The organism is Pantoea sp. GD03673, assembly GCF_029844725.1.
Taxonomy (GTDB): domain Bacteria; phylum Pseudomonadota; class Gammaproteobacteria; order Enterobacterales; family Enterobacteriaceae; genus Pantoea.
In genome coordinates this window covers 1-22,280 of record NZ_JAOCKJ010000013.1, presented here as the reverse complement: position 1 = coordinate 22,280, position 22,280 = coordinate 1, and the positions used below count along the sequence as shown (strand labels likewise).

General features: G+C 56.9%; 21 protein-coding genes. 7 read left to right on the top strand and 14 right to left on the bottom strand.

All coding sequences use genetic code 11. The features are described from left to right. Nucleotides 1-22: 22 nt before the first annotated feature. The 3 genes from speD to N5J69_RS20030 all read right to left on the bottom strand — a co-directional run bounded on the left by speD (nucleotide 23) and on the right by N5J69_RS20030 (nucleotide 2,174). Entirely contained in the window at nucleotides 23-832 is an 810-nt protein-coding gene (gene speD, locus N5J69_RS20040) for an adenosylmethionine decarboxylase (RefSeq protein WP_279772383.1), read from the bottom strand. Nucleotides 833-860: 28 nt separating this feature from the next. Continuing rightward, complete coding sequence (gene speE / locus N5J69_RS20035; protein ID WP_279772382.1) at nucleotides 861-1,724, bottom strand: polyamine aminopropyltransferase; 864 nt, start codon at nucleotides 1,722-1,724, stop codon at nucleotides 861-863. A gap of 102 nt (nucleotides 1,725-1,826) precedes the next feature. Continuing rightward, nucleotides 1,827-2,174, bottom strand: a complete 348-nt coding sequence (locus N5J69_RS20030) for a YacC family pilotin-like protein (RefSeq protein ID WP_150010759.1) — start codon at nucleotides 2,172-2,174, stop codon at nucleotides 1,827-1,829. 181 nt (nucleotides 2,175-2,355) lie between these two features. Between N5J69_RS20030 and cueO the strand changes: the two genes are divergently transcribed. Beyond that, entirely contained in the window at nucleotides 2,356-3,942 is a 1,587-nt protein-coding gene (gene cueO / locus N5J69_RS20025; RefSeq protein ID WP_279772381.1) for a multicopper oxidase CueO, read from the top strand. On the opposite strand, the gene N5J69_RS20020 is transcribed toward cueO, so the two are convergent. Beyond that, nucleotides 3,943-5,226 (bottom strand): cystathionine gamma-synthase family protein, encoded by a 1,284-nt coding sequence (locus N5J69_RS20020; RefSeq protein ID WP_279772380.1) that lies wholly within the window; start codon nucleotides 5,224-5,226, stop codon nucleotides 3,943-3,945. A 235-nt stretch (nucleotides 5,227-5,461) separates the two neighbouring features. Between N5J69_RS20020 and hpt the strand changes: the two genes are divergently transcribed. Beyond that, nucleotides 5,462-5,998 carry a hypoxanthine phosphoribosyltransferase gene (hpt, locus tag N5J69_RS20015; RefSeq protein WP_008925605.1) on the top strand — a complete coding sequence of 179 codons (537 nt, stop codon included), beginning with the start codon at nucleotides 5,462-5,464 and terminating at the stop codon, nucleotides 5,996-5,998. An 81-nt stretch (nucleotides 5,999-6,079) separates the two neighbouring features. On the opposite strand, the gene can is transcribed toward hpt, so the two are convergent. Beyond that, entirely contained in the window at nucleotides 6,080-6,736 is a 657-nt protein-coding gene (gene can / locus N5J69_RS20010) for a carbonate dehydratase (RefSeq protein ID WP_279772379.1), read from the bottom strand. 108 nt (nucleotides 6,737-6,844) lie between these two features. Here can and N5J69_RS20005 point away from each other — a divergent pair, with 108 nt between their 5' ends. From N5J69_RS20005 to N5J69_RS19995, 3 genes are all read left to right on the top strand, one after another. Beyond that, nucleotides 6,845-7,774, top strand: a complete 930-nt coding sequence (locus N5J69_RS20005; protein ID WP_279772378.1) for an ABC transporter ATP-binding protein — start codon at nucleotides 6,845-6,847, stop codon at nucleotides 7,772-7,774. Beyond that, the gene (locus tag N5J69_RS20000; RefSeq protein ID WP_279772377.1) at nucleotides 7,771-8,541 is read left to right on the top strand and encodes an ABC transporter permease; all 771 of its coding nucleotides are present in this window, start codon (nucleotides 7,771-7,773) and stop codon (nucleotides 8,539-8,541) included. The genes N5J69_RS20005 and N5J69_RS20000 overlap by 4 nt, the downstream gene beginning before the upstream one ends. Before the next feature lie 424 nt (nucleotides 8,542-8,965). After that, nucleotides 8,966-9,979 carry an acyltransferase family protein gene (locus N5J69_RS19995; RefSeq protein ID WP_279772376.1) on the top strand — a complete coding sequence of 338 codons (1,014 nt, stop codon included), beginning with the start codon at nucleotides 8,966-8,968 and terminating at the stop codon, nucleotides 9,977-9,979. A gap of 70 nt (nucleotides 9,980-10,049) precedes the next feature. Here N5J69_RS19995 and panD read toward each other — a convergent pair whose 3' ends face one another. The 9 genes from panD to thpR all read right to left on the bottom strand — a co-directional run bounded on the left by panD (nucleotide 10,050) and on the right by thpR (nucleotide 17,107). Then, nucleotides 10,050-10,430 (bottom strand): aspartate 1-decarboxylase, encoded by a 381-nt coding sequence (gene panD / locus N5J69_RS19990; protein ID WP_279772375.1) that lies wholly within the window; start codon nucleotides 10,428-10,430, stop codon nucleotides 10,050-10,052. Nucleotides 10,431-10,477: 47 nt separating this feature from the next. Further along, complete coding sequence (panC, locus tag N5J69_RS19985) at nucleotides 10,478-11,332, bottom strand: pantoate--beta-alanine ligase (protein WP_279772374.1); 855 nt, start codon at nucleotides 11,330-11,332, stop codon at nucleotides 10,478-10,480. Nucleotides 11,333-11,347: 15 nt separating this feature from the next. Beyond that, the gene (panB, locus tag N5J69_RS19980) at nucleotides 11,348-12,142 is read right to left on the bottom strand and encodes a 3-methyl-2-oxobutanoate hydroxymethyltransferase (RefSeq protein WP_279772373.1); all 795 of its coding nucleotides are present in this window, start codon (nucleotides 12,140-12,142) and stop codon (nucleotides 11,348-11,350) included. Between the two features lie 83 nt (nucleotides 12,143-12,225). Beyond that, complete coding sequence (folK, locus tag N5J69_RS19975) at nucleotides 12,226-12,711, bottom strand: 2-amino-4-hydroxy-6-hydroxymethyldihydropteridine diphosphokinase (RefSeq protein WP_279772372.1); 486 nt, start codon at nucleotides 12,709-12,711, stop codon at nucleotides 12,226-12,228. Further along, the gene (gene pcnB / locus N5J69_RS19970) at nucleotides 12,708-14,126 is read right to left on the bottom strand and encodes a polynucleotide adenylyltransferase PcnB (protein ID WP_279772410.1); all 1,419 of its coding nucleotides are present in this window, start codon (nucleotides 14,124-14,126) and stop codon (nucleotides 12,708-12,710) included. Before pcnB ends, folK begins: the two co-directional genes overlap by 4 nt. 86 nt (nucleotides 14,127-14,212) lie before the next feature. Continuing rightward, the gene (gluQRS, locus tag N5J69_RS19965; RefSeq protein WP_279772370.1) at nucleotides 14,213-15,091 is read right to left on the bottom strand and encodes a tRNA glutamyl-Q(34) synthetase GluQRS; all 879 of its coding nucleotides are present in this window, start codon (nucleotides 15,089-15,091) and stop codon (nucleotides 14,213-14,215) included. A gap of 73 nt (nucleotides 15,092-15,164) precedes the next feature. Continuing rightward, on the bottom strand, nucleotides 15,165-15,620 hold the full coding sequence (gene dksA, locus N5J69_RS19960; protein ID WP_008925615.1) for an RNA polymerase-binding protein DksA: 456 nt from the start codon (nucleotides 15,618-15,620) through the stop codon (nucleotides 15,165-15,167). A 247-nt stretch (nucleotides 15,621-15,867) separates the two neighbouring features. Continuing rightward, complete coding sequence (gene sfsA / locus N5J69_RS19955) at nucleotides 15,868-16,572, bottom strand: DNA/RNA nuclease SfsA (protein WP_279772369.1); 705 nt, start codon at nucleotides 16,570-16,572, stop codon at nucleotides 15,868-15,870. Beyond that, nucleotides 16,550-17,107 carry an RNA 2',3'-cyclic phosphodiesterase gene (gene thpR / locus N5J69_RS19950; protein ID WP_279772368.1) on the bottom strand — a complete coding sequence of 186 codons (558 nt, stop codon included), beginning with the start codon at nucleotides 17,105-17,107 and terminating at the stop codon, nucleotides 16,550-16,552. Before thpR ends, sfsA begins: the two co-directional genes overlap by 23 nt. 30 nt (nucleotides 17,108-17,137) lie before the next feature. Here thpR and hrpB point away from each other — a divergent pair, with 30 nt between their 5' ends. Then, a complete protein-coding gene (hrpB, locus tag N5J69_RS19945; protein WP_279772366.1) occupies nucleotides 17,138-19,621 on the top strand; it encodes an ATP-dependent helicase HrpB in 2,484 nt (827 codons plus the stop codon). Between the two features lie 98 nt (nucleotides 19,622-19,719). After that, entirely contained in the window at nucleotides 19,720-22,272 is a 2,553-nt protein-coding gene (gene mrcB / locus N5J69_RS19940; RefSeq protein ID WP_279772365.1) for a bifunctional glycosyl transferase/transpeptidase, read from the top strand. Nucleotides 22,273-22,280 lie beyond the last annotated feature (8 nt).

Genomic DNA, 22,280 nt, shown 5'->3' with positions numbered 1-22,280 from the left:
CGGTAACCTGTGCGCCTGGCGGTTACTGCGTTTTCAGACCGACAGAGGGGATATTTCTGCCGTAGTAGATCTCACGCATCTCTTTCCACAGCAGATCGGTAATCCGTTTATGCTCCTGCGGGCTGAGATCTTCCGGGCGGGTGTTAAACAGGTAGTGCTTCAGTTCAAACTCTTTCAGCAACATCTTGGTGTGGAAGATGTTCTCCTGATAGACATTCACATCCACCATGTCATACATCGCTTTCATATCGTCAGACATGAAGTTCTGAATGGAATTGATCTCGTGATCGATAAAGTGCTTCATCCCTTTCACATCACGGGTAAAACCGCGCACCCGGTAATCGACGGTAACAATGTCTGATTCGAGCTGGTGGATCAGGTAGTTCAGCGCTTTTAACGGTGAGATCACGCCACAGGTTGAAACTTCAATATCCGCACGGAAGGTGCAGAGTCCGCCTTCCGGGTGGCTTTCCGGATAGGTGTGTACGCAGATATGGCTTTTATCGAGATGAGCCACCACCGAGTTGGGCAGCGGGCCGGGATGCTCGGAGTTATCAATATCTTTCGGATCGATCGGTTCTTCGCTGACCAGAATCGTGACGCTGGCACCTTGTGGCTCATAGTCCTGGCGCGCAATGTTAAGCACGTTTGCCCCGATAATTGAGCAGGTCTCGGTCAGGATTTCAGTCAGACGGTTGGCGTTATATTGTTCATCAATGTAAGCGATATAACCATCGCGTTCAGCTTCAGTATTCGCATAGCAAATATCGTAAATACAAAAACTCAGGCTTTTAGTCAGGTTGTTGAAGCCATGTAGTTTTAGCTTTTGCAATTTCGTTCACCCCCTTAGAAAGGCACGATCAGCACGTGGCCGATAACGCATTCAACAGATATTGCGGCAGGGCAAAGCTGCCGGTATGGATTGCTGGCGTGTAATAACGGCAGGTCAGGCCAGCGGCCTCAAAACGCGCCTGCAGGGTCGCGGTGTCGAGCTGACGCAGCGCCGGATTATCGCTCGCCCAGGCAAAGGTCATGATGCCGCCGTAATAGGTGGGAATCGCCGCCTGATAGAAACTGACATCCGCAAAATAGTGGCTCAGCTTGCGATGGCTGTTAACGGCCTCGTCCTGTTGCAGGAAGCAGACGCCATTCTGCGCGACAAAGATGCCATTTTCATTAAGGGCCGCTTTGCAACCGGCATAAAATTCTGAGGTAAACAGACTCTCGCCCGGACCAATCGGATCGGTGCAGTCGGAGATGATGACATCAAACTTTTCCTGCGTCTGATTAACGAAGTTGACGCCGTCATCAATGACCAGCGTAAAGCGCGGATCGTCATAGGCGCCTGCGCTGTGGTTCGGCAGATACTGGCGACAAAAGGTCACCACGCCTGCATCGATCTCTACCATCGTAATCTTTTCGATTTCAGGATGACGTGACACTTCACGCAGCATTGCGCCGTCGCCGCCGCCGATGATCAGCACGCTCTTTGCCGCGCCGTGGGCCAGCAGCGGAACGTGGGTCATCATTTCATGGTAGATAAATTCGTCGCGTTCGGTGGTCTGCACCACGCCGTCCAGTGCCATTACGCGGCCCATTGCGGCATTGCTGAAAATGATCAAATCCTGATGCGCAGTCTTTTCACGGTACAGCACGTTATCTACCGTGAAATACTGGCCAAAACCGGCATGAAGGGTTTCATACCACGTCTCATTGTGGGCCATGGTGCTCTCCTCTGATGACATCGCCATGAAGATGGGCGGCACATGATAGCTAACACTGACCGTGGTTGCACGGTCAATGTCCGGCAGCAGAGGACAGAGTAATTACCTGACGTAGGCCAGCAGGCTCAGTGAATCGCGGGCCAGTGACTTGCACTTTTTGTCATTGGTGATGGCGATGCCGCTGAGATCGCGATAGCTGTCTTCACCCAGCGCCTTCATGTTGTAGTTGCTGTAGTTGCTTAAATCCCAGCGGTTCTGCTGAGCAAAAAAGACCAGCGCTTTGCGAATCTGCGCGTCCGGTAAATCCTGATAGCCACAATCATTTTTCAGATAAACGAAAACCGCCGTGAGATCGGCCAGATCTTCCGCTTCGGATTCGCTCAGGGCAAAGCTGGTGGAGGAGAAGCCAAGGAGTCCCGTCAGCAGCAGGATCTTGATGCTTTGCTTCATAGTCGTTCTCTTCAATGGATATTGCTCATGACGTTAGCACAGTTATTCTCAGGTTTTCGATTAATTTGGCGCTGTGGGCTGCTGCACCGCCTTTTTTCGTCAGATTCTCACGGCTAACACTTGACCTTCCCATAAGGTCAGGGTTTAGGCTGTGCGCTCTGATGCCACAAGGATGATCACCATGCAACGTCGCCATTTCCTGAAACTCACTGCCGCACTGAGTGCAGCCGGAGCGTTACCGCTCTGGAGCCGTTCGCTGATGGCAGCCACTCGTCCGCTGTTGCCGATTCCGTCACTGCTGGAAGCGGATGCCCGGGGCAGCTACAGCCTCACCGCGATGCAGGGCACCACGCAGTGGAACGGCAAAGCCGTGCCGACCTGGGGTTACAACGGCAGCCTGCTCGGGCCGGTGCTGAAGTTGCAGAGTGGCAAACCGGTGACGGTGAATATCCACAACCGGCTCCGTGAAGCGACCACCCTGCACTGGCACGGGCTGGAAATTCCCGGCGCAGTGGATGGCGGACCGCAGGCCGTGATAGCGCCCGGCACCTCGCGTCAGGTTTCTTTTACCCCTGACCAGCCCGCCGCAACCTGCTGGTATCATCCGCATCTGCATGGCAAAACCGGGCATCAGGTAGCCCAGGGACTCGCGGGGCTGATCCTGCTGGAAGATAAAGAGAGCGGCACGCTGCGACTGCCTTCGCAGTGGGGCGTGGATGATGTGCCACTGATTTTCCAGGATAAACAGCTGACAAACGATGGCAGCCGCATTGATTATCAGCTTGATGTGATGCGTGCAGCCGTGGGCTGGTTTGGCGACATGATGCTGACCAACGGCGTGCAGTATCCGCAGCATGCCGTGCCGCGCGGCTGGCTGCGTCTGAGGCTGCTCAACGGCTGTAACGCCCGCTCGCTGCACGTTGCCGCCAGTGATAAACGTCCTCTGTATGTGATCGCCAGCGACGGTGGCCTGCTGGCTGAGCCAGTGAAGATCGACGCGCTGCCTGTTCTGCCCGGCGAGCGTTTTGAGGTGATGATCGACACCGCCGACGGTAAGGCCTTTGATCTGGTGACGCTGCCAACGGAACAGATGGGCATGACGCTGCCGCCGTTTGATCAGCCGCTGCCGCTGGTGCAGATTCTGCCGCTGCGGGTCATGGCCAGCGCCACGCTGCCGGACAAGCTGGCGACGCTGCCCGCGCTGCCCGCTACGGAGGGACTGAACACCCGCTGGCTGCAGCTGATGATGGACCCGCAGCTGGACCAGCAGGGGATGCAGGCGCTGATGCAGCGTTACGGCGAGAAAGCGATGGGCAAGGGCGGGCATCACGCGATGCCACAGACGCCGGAGAAAACGACGTCAGAGCCGATGGAAAGCATGGATCACAGCATGCACGGTATGACGCAGCCCGCGGGTTACGATTTCCGCAACGGCAACAAAATCAACGGCCAGGCCTTTGATATGACGAAGCCGTCGTTTGCGGTGAAGCTGAGCGAGTACGAGAAGTGGACGATTTCAGGGGAAGGCGATGCCATGCTGCATCCGTTCCACATTCATGGCACGCAGTTCCGTATTCTTTCCGAAAACGGCAAACCGCCCGCCCCGCATCGGCAGGGCTGGAAAGATATGGTGAACGTCGACGGCTGGCGCAGTGAAGTGCTGGTGCGCTTCAACTACGTTGCTGCCGCCGAACACGCTTACATGGCCCACTGCCATCTGCTGGAGCATGAAGATACCGGCATGATGCTGGGCTTTACCGTGAGCTGACTAGGCCTGCTCCAGCGCCAGCCGGATGTCTTCAATCAGATCACCGGCGTTCTCGATGCCAATCGACAGCCGCACCGTGGCGTCAGTGATACCAATACGCTGGCGCACCGCCTGCGGCACGCCGGAGTGGGTGGTGCTGCCAGGATGGCTGGCCAGCGACTCGGTTCCGCCCAGACTCACCGCCTGTTTAAACAGCGACAGCGCATTGAGAAAACGAAACGCCGCAGGCTGGTCGCCGACAATATCGAACGAGAACGTCGATCCCGCGCCGCTGCACTGCTCGCGATACGTTTTCCCTTCTGCGCTCTCCGCATCCAGATAGGGCAGCCAGTGCAGCTTCGCGACCTTCGGGTGATCGCGCAGAAAGGCCGCGACCGCTTCCGCATTCTGCCAGGCTTTTTCCATCCGCAGCGACAGCGTCTCCAGTGAGCGGCTGAGCATCCAGCTTGAGTGCGGGTCCAGTTGCGTGCCGATTGCGCTGCGCAGGGCGCGTACTTTCGCCATCAGCGCTTTACTGCCCATCGCCGCACCCGCAATCAGGTCAGAGTGACCGCCAACATATTTGGTCAGCGAGTAGAGCGACAGATCCGCGCCCAGCGTCAGCGGCTGCTGGAACAGCGGGCCGAGCAGGGTGTTATCACAGGCGATAATCGGTCGTGAACCCTGCTGCTGCTCAATCTCATCGGCAATGCGCGCCATCAGACGGATATTGACCAGGCTATTGGTAGGATTCGCCGGTGTCTCAATCAGAATCACCGCCACGCGGCCCTGGGCCATTGCCTGCTGAGCGGCGTCCCGGACTTTGGCTTCATCATTGCCGTCGCTGAAACCGACAGCCTGAATATCCAGATTGTGCAGCGTCTTGCTGAGCAGCGTCTCGGTGCCGCCATAGAGCGGCTGGGAGTGCAGGATCACCTCACCCGGACGGGCAAAGGTCAGCAGGGCAGTGGAGATGGCAGCCATACCGGAAGAGAACAGCGAACAGCTTTCTGCCTGCTCATAGACCGCCAGCCGGTCTTCCACAATTTCGCTGTTCGGGTGGTTAAAGCGGGAATAGACCAGTCCGCCCGATTTGCCTTCCGGCGGCTCACGACGACCAGAGACGTAGTCAAAGAAATCCCGCCCCTCTTCAGCGCTGTTAAAAACAAAGGTTGAGGTCAGGAACACGGGCGGCTTTACCGCACCTTCAGAGAGGCGGGGATCATAGCCATAGTTCAGCATCTGGGTTTCCGGATGCAGCGGTCTGTCGCCGATATGCGTCTTTTTGCTTGAAGATGAAGTCATTGTGATCTCCGGCCAGCGGCGCGAGTAGGGTAACGATCTGTTGGATAAAGGCTACCACGCAGCAAATCATGCTAGTAAATGCCAGAATGTTCTAAGGTAATGCGCATTTCAGCCAACCGCAGAGCGTAGGCAATAATTTTCGCGACGTAATCGTTTGCTTAGGGTGCGGCACAGCCGTCGTGGCTGCGTCTGTGGTAGACTTCGGGGCTTTTCTGACGTAACCGGGCTGAACGCAATGAAACACACTGTTGAAGTGATGATCCCTGAACAGGCAATCGCCACGCGCATCGCTGAACTGGGCAAAGAGATTAACGAGCACTACCGCGACAGCGGCAGCGATATGGTGCTGGTGGGGCTGCTGCGCGGCTCCTTTATGTTCATGGCTGATCTCTGTCGCGCCATTGATGTGCCGCATGAAGTCGACTTTATGACGGCTTCCAGTTACGGCAGCGGCATGTCCAGCACGCGTGATGTGAAAATCCTGAAAGATCTGGATGAAGACATTCGTGGCAAGGATGTGCTGATCGTCGAAGATATCATCGACTCCGGCAACACCCTGAGCAAAGTGCGTGAGATTCTGCAGCTGCGTCAGCCAAAATCACTGGCAATCTGTACCCTGCTGGATAAGCCCGAGCGTCGTGAAGTTGACGTGAATGTTGAGTATGTCGGCTTTGCGATTCCGGATGAGTTCGTGGTGGGCTTTGGTATCGACTATGCTCAGCACTATCGCCATCTGCCTTATATCGGCAAAGTGGTGCCGCTGGAGTCCTGATTCTGCTCTGACCGCACATTCTTCCAAGGCCTGCACCCGTTGCCTGGTGTAGGCTATGTCGCGCTTTACGCCGCGATTGACTCAGGCCTCGCCGTTCATCTGCAGATTCGCAATGCCCTGACGGTAGCGCTGTTCGAGGATCTCCCGGCTGTTTGCCGTGACATCCAGGTTACGCAGGCAGCCGTCCTGAATGCCGTAAACCCAGCCGTGCAGGGAGACATCCTTGCCACGTTTCCAGGCAGATTGCAGAACGGTCGAGTGCCCCAGGTTATAGACCTGTTCAATAACGTTGATTTCGCACAGTTTGTCCAAGCGCTTATCCGGCGGGAGTTCCCCCAGCAACACGCTATGCTTGTACCAGAGGTCGCGGATGTGCAGCAGCCAGTTGTCGATTAATCCCAGCTCCGGATTATCCATCGCCGCCTGCACGCCGCCGCAGCCGTAGTGGCCGCACACGATAACGTGTTCCACTTCCAGCACTTCGATAGCGTACTGCACCACGGACAGACAGTTCAGATCGGTGTGGATCACCAGGTTGGCAACGTTGCGGTGAACAAAGAGTTCGCCCGGTTCCAGTCCGGTCAGCCGTTCGGCGGGGACGCGGCTGTCAGAGCAGCCAATCCACAGGAAGCGCGGTTTTTGTGCCTGGGCGAGCCGCTCAAAAAAGCTGGGATCTTCTTCAACCAGTAATTTTGACCATTCGCGGTTGTTTCTGATCAGGGTATTGATGTCTGTCATGGCGTTGAGCGACCGGTTACTGCGCAAAGTGCGCGCGCGTACTATATGCCAGGGCCTGATAAATTTAAACGGCATTGCAATGCCATCAAAACAGGGTATGGATGCAGAATGACTTATGCACTGGAACTTTCCCGGCTGACTAAGACCTATCCCGGCGGCGTGCAGGCGCTGAAGGGCATCGATCTTAACGTTGAAGCGGGTGACTTTTATGCGCTGCTGGGGCCAAACGGTGCCGGTAAATCGACCACCATCGGGATCATCAGTTCGCTGGTGAACAAATCCGAGGGCAGCGTGCGGGTGTTTGGCTACGATCTGGAAAAAGATGTCGTGAATGCCAAGCGCCAGCTCGGCCTGGTGCCGCAGGAGTTTAACTTCAACCCGTTTGAGACGGTGATGCAAATCGTTGTAAACCAGGCGGGTTACTACGGCGTTGAGCGTCGTGAAGCCAATGCGCGTGCGGAGAAGTATCTGAAGCAGCTCGACCTGTGGGGCAAGCGCACTGAGCGTGCGCGCATGCTCTCCGGCGGGATGAAGCGCCGCCTGATGATCGCCCGTGCGCTGATGCATGAGCCGAAACTGCTGATTCTGGACGAACCGACAGCCGGGGTTGATATCGAACTGCGGCGCTCAATGTGGGTGTTCCTGAAAGATCTCAATGCCAAAGGCACCACCATTATTCTCACCACCCACTATCTGGAAGAAGCCGAGATGCTGTGCCGCAACATCGGCATTATTCAGAGCGGTGAGCTGGTGGAGAACACTTCGATGAAAGCACTGCTTTCCAAGCTCAAATCAGAAACCTTTATCCTGGATCTGGCACCCCGCAGTCCGCTGCCTAAGCTGGAAGGGTTCCAGTACCGGCTGACCGATACCTCAACACTTGAAGTCGAAGTGCTGCGTGAGCAGGGCCTGAACAGCGTCTTCAGCCAGCTGAGCGCGCAGGGGGTGCAGGTGCTGAGTATGCGCAACAAAGCCAACCGTCTGGAAGAGCTGTTCGTTGGCCTGACGACGCAGGGAAAAACAGGAGCAAAAGCATGACACATTTGTACTGGGTGGCGCTGAAGAGCATCTGGGCCAAAGAAGTTAACCGTTTCGCCCGCATCTGGATCCAGACGCTGGTGCCGCCGGTAATCACCATGACGCTCTATTTCATTATCTTTGGCAACCTGATCGGGTCGCGCATTGGTGAGATGCACGGCTTCAGCTATATGCAGTTTATTGTGCCGGGCTTGATCATGATGGCGGTAATCACCAACGCCTATGCCAACGTCGCCTCGTCGTTCTTCAGTGCCAAGTTTCAGCGCAACATTGAAGAGTTGCTCGTCGCACCCGTGCCGACTCACATTATCATTGCTGGCTATGTCGGCGGCGGCGTGGCGCGTGGTGTCTGCGTCGGTGTACTGGTCACCGCGATTTCGCTGTTCTTTGTGCCGTTCCACGTCCACTCCTGGACGATGGTGGCGGTTACGCTGCTGCTGACGGCGATTCTGTTTTCACTGGCTGGCCTGCTGAACGCCGTCTTTGCACGCACCTTCGACGACATCAGCCTGATCCCGACCTTTGTGCTGACGCCACTGACCTATCTGGGCGGCGTATTCTATTCGCTGAGTCTGCTGCCGCCAATCTGGCAGGCTGTCTCTAAACTGAACCCAATCGTTTATATGATTAGCGGATTCCGTTATGGCTTCCTGGGCATCAACGATGTGCCCCTGGTGTTTACGCTTTCGGTACTGGTTGCCTTTATTGTGGTGTTCTACGGGCTGGTCTATGCGCTGATTCAGCGCGGACGCGGACTGCGCACCTGACATGACGTTGAATGGTAAGAGCCACGCTGCGATTAGGGCGTGGCTTTTTTCTGGCTGGATGAAAAAACTACCCTGACTGTGGTTACGTCTGGTCTTAAAAGTCACCTTAAAACCCGCTTTATCACTCTTTTTTAGCCTCTGAAGCCGCACGCCGCCTCGCTTACATCCTTTCTCACAAAAAGTAACCCTAAGCATTATCTGATAATAATCAGACATCTTCCTCTATCTTAATGATTCTTAACTGTTAAATATTTTTTAAGAATAGCCTTAAGCTCAGGCTGTTGTGTATTTCATTCTGGATTATCAAAATACTGCCGGAATAAGGTTATTCCTCTGCTCAGGGATGAAAAGGTGGGTGTGGGGTGTGTTCAATAAAAAAATGGCATCGAAATCAGTGCCAGATTTTAATAAAAGGCAGGAAAAGATGAATCGTATAACGTGGATCGATAATCTGCGGGGATTGAGTATTCTCGCAATAATTTTTTTGCACAGCACTATTGCCGTACATAATAATGCCGGACATTTTACCGCCTTCAGCAGCCTGTTAAATGAGATGCTGGCACCGGTAAGACTGGGATTAATGTTCTTTGTTTCAGGTCTGTTTGTCGATGCCGGATTAAGAAAAGGCCTGGGTCCTTTTTTTAATAACAAAGTACGCAGTATTCTCTATCCGTTTGTGGTCTGGGTCGCGGTCTACGGCGGGTTAAAGATTCTGTTCAGCTCAATGGCCAATACGCCGCAGTCACCCATGAATATTATTCTCTCCCACCTGACCGGCGGCGGGGATATGACCTGGTTCCTGCACTCGTTATTTATCTTCTTTATTGTGATTATCTTTGCCCGTCATCTGCCGTTTCTGCTGGTCTTCGCCATCTGTATGGCGCTGAGCTGGGCACTGCCTGCTATTGATCCGGATGGCGTATTTGCCAGCTTCGACAATACGCACATCAACAAATCGCTTTATCTGTTTGTCTTTTTCTATCTGGGCGATTACGTGGTGCGTAAGCAGGTGGATATCGCAGAAAAAGTGCAGCATGGTCCGACTCTGCTCATTTCGGTGGCCAGTTTTGTGCTGCTCTCCTGCCTGAATCTTTTTGTACTGGAGCGTCATTCTCAGGCATTACTGTCACCACTGGCACTATTATCGGTTCCGTTCTTTGTCTGGATTGCGCTGAAGCTTAAGTCTGAACTGGTTTATTATATTGGCGTGAATTCTATCGTCTTCTACCTGTCGCATTATCTGGCGATTCAGTTCTTCAGTAAGATCGTGAAATTTGAAAGTCCGTCAGCCTGGGTTAACGATCTGAAGTTTATTTCGGCATTTCTGGTGGCGCTGGCGTTGCCCTGGACGCTCTGCCTGATGAGAAAGCGCGGCTGGTTTAATTTCCTCTTTACGATGAAAAAATCGTCGAAGCCGATGGCAGCCAAACCGGTTTAACGGCAATAACAGCAAAGAAAAAGGGCCAGCCGTTTAACGGGCGGCCCTTTTTTGTCAGGCTGGCGGTTAATCAGGCGATCTGCACCGGCAGCGCTTTTGCCAGACGCTTCATCTGGTTGTCACCTTCAAAATAGGCAACTTTAGGCTGCCACTGACGCGCTTCTGCATCCTCTACCTGTACATAGGAACAGATAATTAAAATATCGCCTTCGCAGGCGCAGCGGGCAGCAGCACCATTGACCGAAATAATTTTCGAGCCACGCTCAGCCGCGATAGCGTAGGTGGAAAAGCGCTGACCGTTAGTGACGTTATAAATATCGATCGCTTCATATTGCAGAATGCCGGACGCCTCCAGGAAATCCTGATCGATAGCGCAGGAGCCTTCATAATTGAGGTCCGCCTGTGTCACTTTAACGCGGTGCAACTTGCCTTGCAGAACTGTGCGAATCATAGCCAGAAACCTTGTCAGAGAAATAAAATAACCTGCAGCGGGCGTACTTACAGCGTCAGGTCAACAGTTTGATTATCAATCAGGCGGGCGTTGCCCAGCCAGGCGGCCATCAGGACCACCGCACGCTGGCTGTCTACCGTCAGCGGCTGCAGCGTTTCTGCATCACAGATTGCCAGGCCATCTGGCCGTAATCCCTGCGCCAGCAGTGCCTCACTGGCGGCCTCCAGGATCTCTTCAACATGACGCTCGCCGTTTTCCAGCCGTGTCGCCATCTGATGCATCACCTGGCTCAGCACCGGTGCCAGTTTACGCTCATCGTCTGTCAGGTAGCCGTTGCGCGAACTCAGCGCCAGGCCATCTTTCGCCCGTACCGTTGGGACGCCAACAATCTCAATGTCGAAGCCCATATCAGCCACCATCTTACGAATGATAGCCAGCTGCTGAAAATCCTTTTCACCGAAACAGGCAATATCGGGCTGGACCAGATTAAACAGTTTGCTGACGATGGTCGCCACGCCGCGAAAATGGCCCGGACGCGTTGCCCCTTCCAGCAGGGAAGAGAGCACCGGCACCTCAACAAAGGTCTGATTCTGCGCACCCTGCGGATAGACCTCAGCCGGTGAGGGGGCAAAGACCACGTCAACCTGGTGGCGGTTCAGCTTTTCACAATCTTCCTGCAGCGTGCGCGGGTAGCGCGCCAGATCATCAGCACGATCGAACTGCATCGGATTAACAAAGATCGAGACAATGACGATGTCGCCACGCGACCGGGCTTCATCCACCAGCGTCAGATGGCCTTCATGCAGGTTGCCCATTGTCGGCACCAGCGCAATACGTTTACCCTGCTGACGCCAGCGACGAACTTCCTGGCGCAGCATCAGCAGCGTTTCAATGATCAACACGGTGACTCTCCTGAATTACTGGAAACTGTGCTCTGCCGCCGGATAGGTTCCGGCTTCAACTTCGGCGATGTAGTGGCGAATCGCCGCGCGAACGTCGCCGGTCTCCGCCAGGAAATTTTTGGCAAATTTGGGAATGTGGCCGCCGGTCACGCCCAGCGCGTCATGCATCACCAGAATCTGCCCGTCGGTGACGTTACCGGCACCGATGCCGATCACCGGGATGGTCAACGCGTCAGTAATCCGCTGTGCCACCGATACCGGCACGCATTCCAGCACCATCAGCTGTGCGCCTGCCGCTTCCAGCGCCAGTGCATCGGCCAGCAGCCGATCGGCACCAGCGTCATCACGACCCTGCACTTTATAGCCGCCAAAGATATTCACTGACTGCGGTGTCAGGCCGAGATGACCACACACCGGCACGGCCCGTTCTGTCAGCATCTGCACGGTCTCAGCCAGCCAGCTGCCGCCTTCCAGTTTCACCATGTTGGCACCGGCACGCATCAGCTGTGCGGCACTGTCAAAGGTCTGCTCTGGCGTGGCGTAACTCATAAAGGGCAGGTCAGCCAGCAGCAGCGCCTGGGGCGCACCACGGCGCACGGCAGCAGTGTGATAGGCGATGTCGCTGACCGTGACCGGCAGCGTGGAATCGTGCCCCTGCACCGTCATCCCTAAAGAATCACCAACCAGCAGTACCTGAATGCCTTCATCGGCAAACAGGCGGGCAAAACTGAAATCGTAGGCGGTCAGCGTCGCGAATTTTTTACCGCTGGCTTTCGCCTGACGCAGATGTGAAATCGTGGTGGGTTTCATGGCGCTCTCAACTCAGGAATTCTGATGGGCGCAGTTTACTGGATAGCGTGAAAGAGCGGAATCAGAGATGTGCGTTTGTCTGATCAGCCGTGCCACAGCGTGATGCTGCGACTGTCGAGCGTGGCCAGAATGGAGCTCAGCGCCCGGCCATCAGGCAGGCGTGCGTGCGGCGCAATCGCCAGCAATGGCACCAGCATAAACGCGCGATTCAGCAGATCATAGTGCGGCACAATCAGCCGTTCGGTGTTGATCACCTCATCGCCAGACAGCATCACATCGATGTCCAGCGTGCGGGGCCCCCAGCGTTCTGCCTTGCGCACCCGGCCATGATCCCGCTCAATCTGCTGGGTATGGTCAAGCAGGGCTTCTGCGCTGAGATCGGTCTCCAGCGCCACGGCAGCATTCAGAAAGTCGGGCTGGTCCGGCGGGCCGTAAGGGGGCGTGCGGTAGAACGGGGAGGTGGCAATGCGTTGCGTCTGCGGCAACGCATCAAGGGCGCGAAGCGCTGCATCAACCTGATGCAGCGGATCGGCCAGATTACTGCCTAACGCGAGATAAACCCGTGTCATGACACGTTTTGATTGTCACGACGTGGCGCGGAAGAGCGGCGGCGCGGACGACGTGATCTGTTGCGTGGCACCGGATCATCGCCCAGGTTATTCAGCATGTTTTTCTGATGCGGCGGCGCAGCGACCTGGAATTCACCCCACCACTGGCTCAGACGCAGCAGCTCAGGATTGTTTTCCACGTCTGCCCGCAGCGCCAGCAGGTCGTAAGCGGCACGGAATTTCGGATGCTCCATCAGTTTCCAGGCGCGTTTACCGTGACGGCGCGACATGCGTAACTGCAACAGCCAGATGTCGCGGATCAGTGAGGTAATACGTTTTGGAATCGCCAGCGCACGGCAGGCTTCATCCAGCGTATCGTTCATCGCCATTGCAAAGGCTTCGAAGTAGGTCAGGCCACTTTCCTGCGCAATGCGTTCAGCCGTTTCAAGCTGTGGATACCAGAACATCGCGGCAAACAGGAACGCCGGATTCACGCGCATGTCGTTTTGAATGCGGTTATCGGTGTTTTTCAGCACCTGAGCCAGCATCCGCTCCATGTAGCTGTCACTGTTTTCCGTGAAGTTGCGCGCCAGCGTCGGGAACAGCGGCTGGAACAGCTGATATTCACACAGCTTGAGATACGTACTGTAACCGTAGCCAGCCTGTAACAGTTTTAGCGACTCTTCAAACAGGCGTGCGGGCGGAATATCACGCAGCAGCGAGGCCAGACGTGGAATCGGCTCGGCAGTTTCCGGCGCAATGCTCATATTGAGTTTGGCGGCAAAGCGAGCGACGCGCAGCATGCGCACCGGATCTTCACGGTAGCGGGTTTCGGGGTCGCCAATCAGGCGAATGATGCCCTGTTCCAGATCGCTGATGCCGCCAACGTAGTCGCGCACGCTGAAATCAGCCACGCTGTAATAGAGGCTGTTGATGGTGAGATCGCGACGCTGGGCATCATCTTCGATAGAGCCGAAAATGTTGTCGCGCAGCAGCATACCGCTTTGCGCACGCTGCGAACTGTTGCGATCTTCTGCGATCTCTTCAACCTGATGATGACCACGGAAGGTGGCAACTTCGATCACTTCCGGGCCAAACATCACGTGCGCCAGACGGAAACGACGACCCACCAGGCGACAGTTGCGGAACAGCTTACGCATCTGCTCAGGCGTGGCATTGGTGGTCACGTCGAAATCTTTCGGTTTTTGCCCCAGTAGCAAATCGCGCACGCCACCGCCTACCAGATAGGCTTCATAACCGGCTTTATTAAGGCGATAGAGCACTTTGAGGGCATTTTCGCTGATGTCTTTACGTGAGATGGTGTGGCTTTCTCGAGGGATGACGGTCATCAGACGTTCTGGTTCAACCTCTGCAGGGGCTTCCTCTTCATCACGCTTCAGGACTTTCCGGCAAAAATTAGCTACTCGGGTAAAAATGGGACACCTCGACAGTGGCAATTAGGGTGTAGGTAAAATCAGCGGCTAATCATAGCCTGTTGAGAACCGTTTGAGAATGCTGTTGTCTACGCATCCGGTTTCAGGGCGTTCTGTTGCGGCATCAAAGCGATATTCCACTGCGACACCGCATCCGACAGCAGTTTGTCCTGCGTTAAGTCCTGCCAGCCACTGGAAACTGGCTGTCCGAGAAAGCGTAATGCTGCCACCAGCAGCGGTCTGGCATCGCCATCGGGCAGGGAAGGGGCATGATTTTGCTTCGACAACTTGTTACCGTCGTGGTTAAGCGCCAGCGGCAGGTGCAGCCAGGCAGGCACCGGCCAGCCAAACTGCTGATAAAGCGCAATCTGCCGCACCGTCGGCTCAATTAAATCTGCGCCGCGCACCACTTCGGTAATGCCCTGAAAATGATCGTCGACCACTACCGCCAGGTTATAGGCAAACAGGCCATCACGACGGTGAATAATAAAATCTTCCTGTGCCAGCCGTCTGTCTGCCTTCACATGCCCGCGCAGGCGATCGTCAAACGCAAAGACCGGCGCATACTGGCGTAAACGCAGCGCGGCATTCTCCGGTCCGCGTTGCCGTTCCCGGCAGTAGCCATCATAGAAACCGCCCATCTGCTGAATGCGGCGTCGGGGGCAGGTGCAGAAATAGCTCTGACGATGCGCCTGCAGCCAGGCCAGCGCCTCACGGTAGGCCTCATGGCGTTGTGACTGCCATAAAACGTCGCCATCCCACGTTAAACCGTAATGCTCAAGCTGATGCAGGATACGGCTGGCGGCACCCGGCACTTCCCGTGGCGGATCAATATCTTCAATTCTTACCCGCCAGATGCCGTTTTGTGCACGTGCGCTCAGGTAACTGCCCAGGGCAGCAATCAGCGAGCCAAAATGAAGTTCACCAGAGGGAGAAGGGGCGAAACGACCAATACAGGAGGATGACATAAGATTCAGAAGTGACCACGCAGCGGACAAAACAACGGGTGTTCCACTGCGTGGTAACAGGCTGGACGCGGCATCAGCCGGCCATTTGTTTCTCACGAATTTCTGCTAACGTCTTACAGTCGATGCAGAGATCGGCGGTAGGACGCGCTTCGAGACGGCGAATACCAATCTCTACGCCACAGGAATCGCAATAGCCGAAGTCGTCATCTTCAACTTTCTTCAGCGTCTTCTCGATCTTTTTAATCAGTTTACGTTCGCGATCGCGGTTACGCAGCTCCAGGCTGAACTCCTCTTCCTGCGCGGCACGGTCTACCGGGTCCGGGAAGTTAGCAGCTTCATCCTGCATGTGCGATACGGTGCGATCGACTTCGTCCCGCAATTGATTACGCCAGGCTTCCAGAATCTTGCGAAAATGGGTCAGCTGCGCGTCGTTCATATACTCTTCGCCAGGCTTAACCTGATAAGGCTCAACGCCAGCGATAGCGAGAATACTCAGGGACGATGTTTTACGGTTTTGACCTTCTTGCATGTTGCTTCTCCTGGATAACACGCACTATACCCTCTGACTTACGTCCCGCAGGGGCGTTGCTGCCGGCCTGCATCTGACGTTTGCGGGGTACATCGATCCCCCATTGGGGAAAAAAACAGGCCGCTATAAATAACAGAAGCAGTCAGGGTTGGCAATTCTTCATGAACACACCTTGACAAGCCTGTGAGGAACAGCGTAATCAGCCCTTAGCTCAGAACATTCTTACCACATAAAATTGCAAAAGATATTACAAGGTTACGTTGATCGGCGATTTAAGAAACATCCCCTCTGCCGATAAGTCTGCCTGATACGCTAAAATCTCTACGCCTTCCCGTTGCGCCTGAGCCAGTTGTTCTGCATACGCCGCATCAATGTGACGTGCCGGGGAAACGTCCTCAATCCCCGAGTGCAAAACGGCAAACAACATAACGGCCCGATGACCTTCTGCCGCAACTGTTGCCAGTTCGCGCAGGTGTTTCTGTCCTCGAATCGTCACCGCATCCGGAAAATAGCCTTTACCTTCATGTAAAAGGGTTACGGATTTCACCTCAATATAGCAGTTGCGCCGGGCCTCTGCTTTGAGCAGGAAATCAATTCTGCTTTTTTCATTGCCATATCTGACTTCCGCCTGCCGGTGGGAATAACCGGTCAGTTCTGCTATCCGGTCCTGAACCAGCGCTTCGGCGACCAGCTGGTTCGCGCGCAGGGTATTGACGCAGATCCAGTGGCCCTGTTGCGTTTCGGTCAGCTCCCAGCTGTGGGGATATTTGCGCGTCAGGCTGTCGGAGGTCGAATACCAGACGGTATCACCCGGCGTGGCACAGCCGGTCATGGCACCGGTGTTGGCGCAGTGAATCGTCAGCACCTCGCCCTCAGGCGTCTCAACATCGGCCAGAAAGCGTTTGTAACGGGCGATCAGGCGGGCGGGTTTAAGGGGCGGAGAGAAGTGCATGCGGATCCTGAGATGGTAAGGGCCAACTGGCCAGCGCGCGATAACGGGTACGGCCCCGGTTGTATTCCGAGGCGAACAGCGAAAAGGTGGAGACGTGAAAACGCCAGTGAAAACCGCGTGGCGGTAGCGCCACCGGCTGCGTGGCATGGCGCAGCAGCGTGATGTGCGGATGAAACGGCTGTGGGCTCTGAAAACAGCCATGTCGGGCGGCCTGCGCCCGCAGCAGGCTGGCGAGCTGCAGCAGACCGCGTGGCGCACGCTGGCAGCCGAGCCAGACCACGCCAGGGCGCGGCCAGTGTCCGGCATCATCCAGGTCGAGATCAAAACCGGGCTGAACAATGCGCGAGGCCAGCGTCTGCAGACGCCGGGAGGTCTCAGCGGTGACCTCACCCAGAAACGCCAGCGTCAGGTGCAGATTCGCTGCGACCACAGGCGTACCCGCCTCTGCAGGAAAGGTGTCGGCCCGCCAGCGCACCAGCTGTTGCTGCATCTCGTCAGGCAGGCTGATGGCAAAAAATAAGCGTTGTGTTGCCATGGCGCTCTCCGGCAAATATCACGTGCTACAATGCGCGCCATCTTAGCACAGGCAGAAGCGGAGTTTGCTGTGAGCGATTTACCGGTCAGCGCGGTACTGCCTGACATCCTGACGGCGCTGCGTGACGCCTCTCAAATCCTGCTGGCCGCGCCCACCGGCGCGGGAAAATCGACCTGGCTGCCGCTGCAACTGTTACAGCAGGCGGCGCTGCCGGGACGGATCATCATGCTGGAGCCACGCCGTCTGGCGGCGCGAAATGTGGCGCAGCGGCTGGCTGAGCAGCTTGGCGAGCAGCCGGGTGCCACGGTGGGTTTTCGTATGCGTGGCGAAAGCTGCGTCGGACCAGAGACCCGACTGGAAGTGGTGACCGAAGGGATGCTCACGCGCATGCTTCAGCACGATCCGATGCTGGAGGGCGTGTCGCTGGTCATCCTCGATGAGTTTCACGAGCGCAGCCTGCAGGCGGATCTGGCTCTGGCGCTGCTGCTTGATGTGCAGCAGGGGTTGCGCGACGACCTGAAAATCATGCTGATGTCCGCCACGCTGGACAATGCCCGGCTGGCGGCGCTGCTGCCGGATGCGCCACTGATCGTGTCAGAAGGGCGCAGCCATCCGGTTGAGCGGCGTTACGCGTCGCTGAATCAGAACGTGCGCTTTGAGGAGGCGGTGGCACGTGAAGTTGCCCAGCTGCTGCGCGATGAAGAGGGGTCGCTGCTGCTGTTTCTGCCGGGCGTGGCTGAGATCGAGCGGGTGAAGCGCGAGCTGGAATCCCGCATCAGTGACGATGTGGATCTGACGCCGCTCTACGGCGCACTGCCGCTGGCGGCGCAGCGCCAGGCAATTTTACCCGCCGCCGCCGGACGCCGCAAAGTGGTGCTCGCCACCAATATCGCCGAAACCAGTCTGACCATCGAGGGGATTCGCCTGGTGGTCGACAGTGCGCTGGAGCGCAGCGCTCTGTTTGACGCCCGTAGCGGCGTGACGCGCCTGCAGACTCAGCGAATCAGCCAGGCATCGATGATTCAGCGGGCAGGCCGCGCCGGGCGACTGATGCCGGGCATCTGCCTGCATCTGCTGCCGCAGGAGCAGGCATCACGTGCGGCGGCGCAGAGCGAACCGGAAATCGCTAACAGCGATCTCTCGTCGCTGTGGCTGGACCTGCTGCAGTGGGGCTGTACCGGGCCGCAGCAGCTGCAGTGGCTGGATCAGCCACCTGCAGGAAATCTGGATGCTGCGCAACATCAGCTGGCCCGACTGGGGGCGCTGGACAGCAACGGCCTGCTCAACACTTTGGGGCGGCGCATGGCGCAGCTGGGCTGCGATCCCCGGCTGGCTGCTATGCTCTGTGCCGCGGGCGATGAGCCGGATGCGGTCGCCAGCGCCGCGCTGCTGGTCGCGATTCTGGAGGATCCTCCGCGCAGCGGCAGTGCCGATCTGCGTGATGCCCTGTATCGGCCTCAGGCGCAATGGCAGCGGCGGGCGAAGCAGTGGCAGCAGCGGCTGAACATCCGTGGCGGCCGGGTCGATGACGATCGTTTTGCCAGCCTGCTGGCGGTAGGTTTTGGTGATCGTCTGGCGCGACGACGCGACCAGAGTGGCCGCTATCAGCTGGCCAACGGGCTGGGTGCCAGACTCGATGAACAGGATGGTCTGACACGCAATGAATGGCTGATTGCGCCTGCGCTGTTACAGGGCAGTGCCACGCCGGATGCCCGGATAGTGCTGGCACTGCCGGTCACTATTGAAATGCTGTGTCAGCAGCAGCCTGCACTGGTTGAGCGCCGGACCGAAGTGGAGTGGGACGAAGAGAAAGGCACGCTGCGCGCTTTAAGACGTGAGCAGATCGGCGCGCTGATCCTGAAGACCCAGCCGATGGCGCGGCCGGACCCAGAGGTGCTGCACGCGGCCATGCTGCGCTGGATCGCCGAAAAGGGGCTGTCTGTACTGGGCTGGACGCCGGATGCCGAGCAGCTGCGACTGCGCATCCGGTGTGCGGCGCAGTGGCTGCCTGAAGAGAGCTGGCCTGCCATGGACGATGAAAGCCTGCTGGAGAGCCTGCCGCAGTGGCTATTGCCGCAGATGTCCGCCGTGCGCGATCTGCGCAGCCTGCAGGCGGTGAACCTGACGACAGCGCTATTACATTTACTCACATGGTCACAACGTCAGCGGCTGGATACTGTGCTGCCAACTCATTACACTGTGCCGACCGGAAGCCGGCTGCCAATCCGCTACGATGCGGACAAGCCGCCCGCGCTGGCGGTCAGGATTCAGGAGATGTTTGGCGAAGCGCAGAATCCCACCGTGGCGGAAGGACGTATTCCGCTGGTGCTGGAGCTGTTATCACCCGCTCAGCGGCCGTTGCAGATCACCCGCGATCTGGCGGCGTTCTGGCGCGGTGCCTGGCCGGAAGTCAGGAAAGAGATGAAGGGACGTTATCCCAGACACCTCTGGCCTGAGGATCCGGCCACCGCCTTGCCAACAAGGCGAACCAAAAAAATGTCCCCGCAGGGTTGAGTCCGCTGGATCGAATTCAGAGGGTTCTGCCATGCGGCACGCGAGAAAGCAGTTAGAGTAGCGGCGCTGCCGTAAGCACTGCCTGGAGAAGAAAAGTAATGTCTGGGAACGATCGCGAACCAATAGGGCGCAAAGGTAAACCGTTGCCGCCGCGCAGCAGTGCGGGCCGGGGACGACGCAGTGATATCGAACAGGATATCGACCAGGACGATTTTAATGATGACGAGGAGGAAGCGCCGGTGCCACGTAAAGGTAAAGGTGGAAAACCGCCGCGCGGCAAACGCCGTTGGCTGGGATGGATAATCAAACTGTTCCTGGTGTTTGTGGTGGTTATGGCCGCGTGGGGCATCTACCTCGACTCGGAAATTCGCAGCCGGATTGACGGTAAAGTGTGGCAACTGCCTGCTACCGTTTATGGCCGCATGGTCAGCCTGGAACCGGGCATGGCCTACAACAAAAGTGAAATGGTGGCGCTGCTGGAAGGAACGCAGTATCGCGAAGTTTCCCGCATTACCCGCCCTGGCGAGTTTTCGGTGAAGGGCAACACCATCGATCTGCTGCGTCGCCCGTTTGATTTCCCCGACAGTAAAGAGGGGCAGATCCATGCGCGCATGAGCTTTACGAAAGATGAGCTGAGCGAGATTAAAAACCTCGAAACCGGCCGTGATTTTGGCTTTTTCCGCCTCGATCCGCGCCTGATCACCATGCTGCAGTCGCCGAATGGTGAACAGCGGCTCTTCGTGCCGCGCACCGGTTTCCCGGATCTGCTGGTCGATACGCTGATCGCCACCGAAGATCGCCATTTCTATGAGCATGATGGCATCAGCCCTTATTCGATTGGTCGCGCCTTCCTGGCGAACATCACGGCCGGAAAAGCGGTACAGGGCGGCAGTACGCTGACGCAGCAGCTGGTGAAGAACCTGTTCCTGACCAACGAGCGTTCGCTGTGGCGTAAAGCGCGTGAAGCCTATATGGCGGTGATCATGGATGCGCGCTACAGCAAAGATCGCATCCTGGAGCTCTACCTGAACGAGGTCTATCTCGGTCAGGCGGGCAGCGATCAGATCCGCGGTTTCCCGCTGGCGAGCCTCTATTACTTTGGCCGTCCGGTTGATGAACTGAGCCTGGATCAGCAGGCAATGCTGGTTGGTATGGTGAAAGGTGCGTCGCTCTATAACCCGTGGCGTAACCCGAAACTGGCGCTGGAACGCCGCAACCTGGTGCTGCGCCTGTTGCAGCAGCAGAAAGTGATCGACCAGGAGCTGTATGACATGCTGTCGGCCCGTCCGCTGGGCGTGCAGCCAAAAGGCGGCGTAATCACGCCGCAGCCTGCCTTTATGCAGATGGTGCGTAATGAGCTTCAGGCGAAACTGGGCGACAGGATTAAAGATCTCTCCGGCGTGAAAATCTTCACCACGCTGGATCCGGTGTCGCAGGATGCAGCCGAAAAAGCGGTGGTTGAGGGTATTCCGACGCTGAAAAAACAGCGTGGCCTGAAAGATCTGGAAACCGCAATGGTCGTGGTTGACCGCTTCAGCGGCGAAGTCCGTGCCATGGTCGGCGGTGCCGATCCGCAGTACGCCGGTTATAACCGTGCGCTGCAGGCACGCCGCTCTATCGGTTCACTGGCGAAACCGGCCACCTACCTCACCGCGCTGAGCCAGCCAAACAGCTACCGGCTGAACAGCTGGATAGCCGATGAGCCGATTGCGCTGAAGCAGCCAAATGGCTCTATCTGGAAACCGATGAACGACGACCGTCGCTTCAGCGGCAAGGTGATGCTGGTGGATGCGTTGACCAACTCCATGAACGTGCCGACGGTGAACCTGGGCATGACGCTGGGGCTGGATGCGGTGGTGGAGACCTGGAACAAACTGGGCGTGCCGAAAGACCAGCTGCATCCGGTGCCGGCAATGCTGCTGGGTGCCCTGAACCTGACGCCGGTTGAAGTGGCGCAGGCGTTCCAGTCGATCGCCAGCGGGGGGAACCGTGCGTCACTGTCTGCGGTGCGTTCCGTGATCGCGGAAGATGGCAGTGTGCTCTATCAGAGCTATCCGCAGGCGCAGCGCGTGGAACCGGCGCAGGCCGCTTATCTGACGCTCTACACCATGCAGCAGGTTGCTGACCACGGTACTGCCCGTGCGCTGGGTGCGCGTTTCCCGAATGCCCATCTGGCCGGGAAAACGGGTACGACCAACGATCTGGTCGACAGCTGGTTTGCCGGTATTGATGGCAAAGAAGTGGCGATCACTTGGGTGGGACGCGACAACAACCAGCCGACCAAACTGTACGGTGCCAGCGGCGCGATGCAGCTCTACCGTCGTTACCTGGACAATCAGGCACCGATGCCGTTGCAGCTGACGCCGCCGGAAGATGTCTCACTGATGAATGTGGATTCGGCCGGTAACTTTGTCTGCGGCTCGGGCAGCAGCACCTGGCGTTCGCTGCCGGTGTGGGCGCTGGATCCGAATGCGCTGTGTCAGCAACAGCAGCAACAGGTTCAGCAGCAGCAGCAGCTGTTTGATCAGCAGCAACAGCAACAGCAACAGCAACAGCAGCAACAGCCGCAACAACAACCGACCCAGCAACCGCAGGAGCAGAAAGACAGCGACGGCGTAGCGGGATGGATTAAAGACATGTTTGGCAAATAAATCAGTCA

Coding starts and splice junctions, on each gene's coding strand:
- speE (WP_279772382.1), bottom strand. CDS start 1,724: ATGGCCCACAATGAGACGTGGTATGAAACCCTTCATGCCGGTTTTGGC.
- N5J69_RS20030 (WP_150010759.1), bottom strand. CDS start 2,174: ATGAAGCAAAGCATCAAGATCCTGCTGCTGACGGGACTCCTTGGCTTC.
- cueO (WP_279772381.1), top strand. CDS start 2,356: ATGCAACGTCGCCATTTCCTGAAACTCACTGCCGCACTGAGTGCAGCC.
- N5J69_RS20020 (WP_279772380.1), bottom strand. CDS start 5,226: ATGACTTCATCTTCAAGCAAAAAGACGCATATCGGCGACAGACCGCTG.
- hpt (WP_008925605.1), top strand. CDS start 5,462: ATGAAACACACTGTTGAAGTGATGATCCCTGAACAGGCAATCGCCACG.
- can (WP_279772379.1), bottom strand. CDS start 6,736: ATGACAGACATCAATACCCTGATCAGAAACAACCGCGAATGGTCAAAA.
- N5J69_RS20005 (WP_279772378.1), top strand. CDS start 6,845: ATGACTTATGCACTGGAACTTTCCCGGCTGACTAAGACCTATCCCGGC.
- N5J69_RS20000 (WP_279772377.1), top strand. CDS start 7,771: ATGACACATTTGTACTGGGTGGCGCTGAAGAGCATCTGGGCCAAAGAA.
- N5J69_RS19995 (WP_279772376.1), top strand. CDS start 8,966: ATGAATCGTATAACGTGGATCGATAATCTGCGGGGATTGAGTATTCTC.
- panD (WP_279772375.1), bottom strand. CDS start 10,430: ATGATTCGCACAGTTCTGCAAGGCAAGTTGCACCGCGTTAAAGTGACA.
- panB (WP_279772373.1), bottom strand. CDS start 12,142: ATGAAACCCACCACGATTTCACATCTGCGTCAGGCGAAAGCCAGCGGT.
- folK (WP_279772372.1), bottom strand. CDS start 12,711: ATGACACGGGTTTATCTCGCGTTAGGCAGTAATCTGGCCGATCCGCTG.
- gluQRS (WP_279772370.1), bottom strand. CDS start 15,091: ATGTCATCCTCCTGTATTGGTCGTTTCGCCCCTTCTCCCTCTGGTGAA.
- dksA (WP_008925615.1), bottom strand. CDS start 15,620: ATGCAAGAAGGTCAAAACCGTAAAACATCGTCCCTGAGTATTCTCGCT.
- sfsA (WP_279772369.1), bottom strand. CDS start 16,572: ATGCACTTCTCTCCGCCCCTTAAACCCGCCCGCCTGATCGCCCGTTAC.
- thpR (WP_279772368.1), bottom strand. CDS start 17,107: ATGGCAACACAACGCTTATTTTTTGCCATCAGCCTGCCTGACGAGATG.
- hrpB (WP_279772366.1), top strand. CDS start 17,138: ATGCGCGCCATCTTAGCACAGGCAGAAGCGGAGTTTGCTGTGAGCGAT.
- mrcB (WP_279772365.1), top strand. CDS start 19,720: ATGTCTGGGAACGATCGCGAACCAATAGGGCGCAAAGGTAAACCGTTG.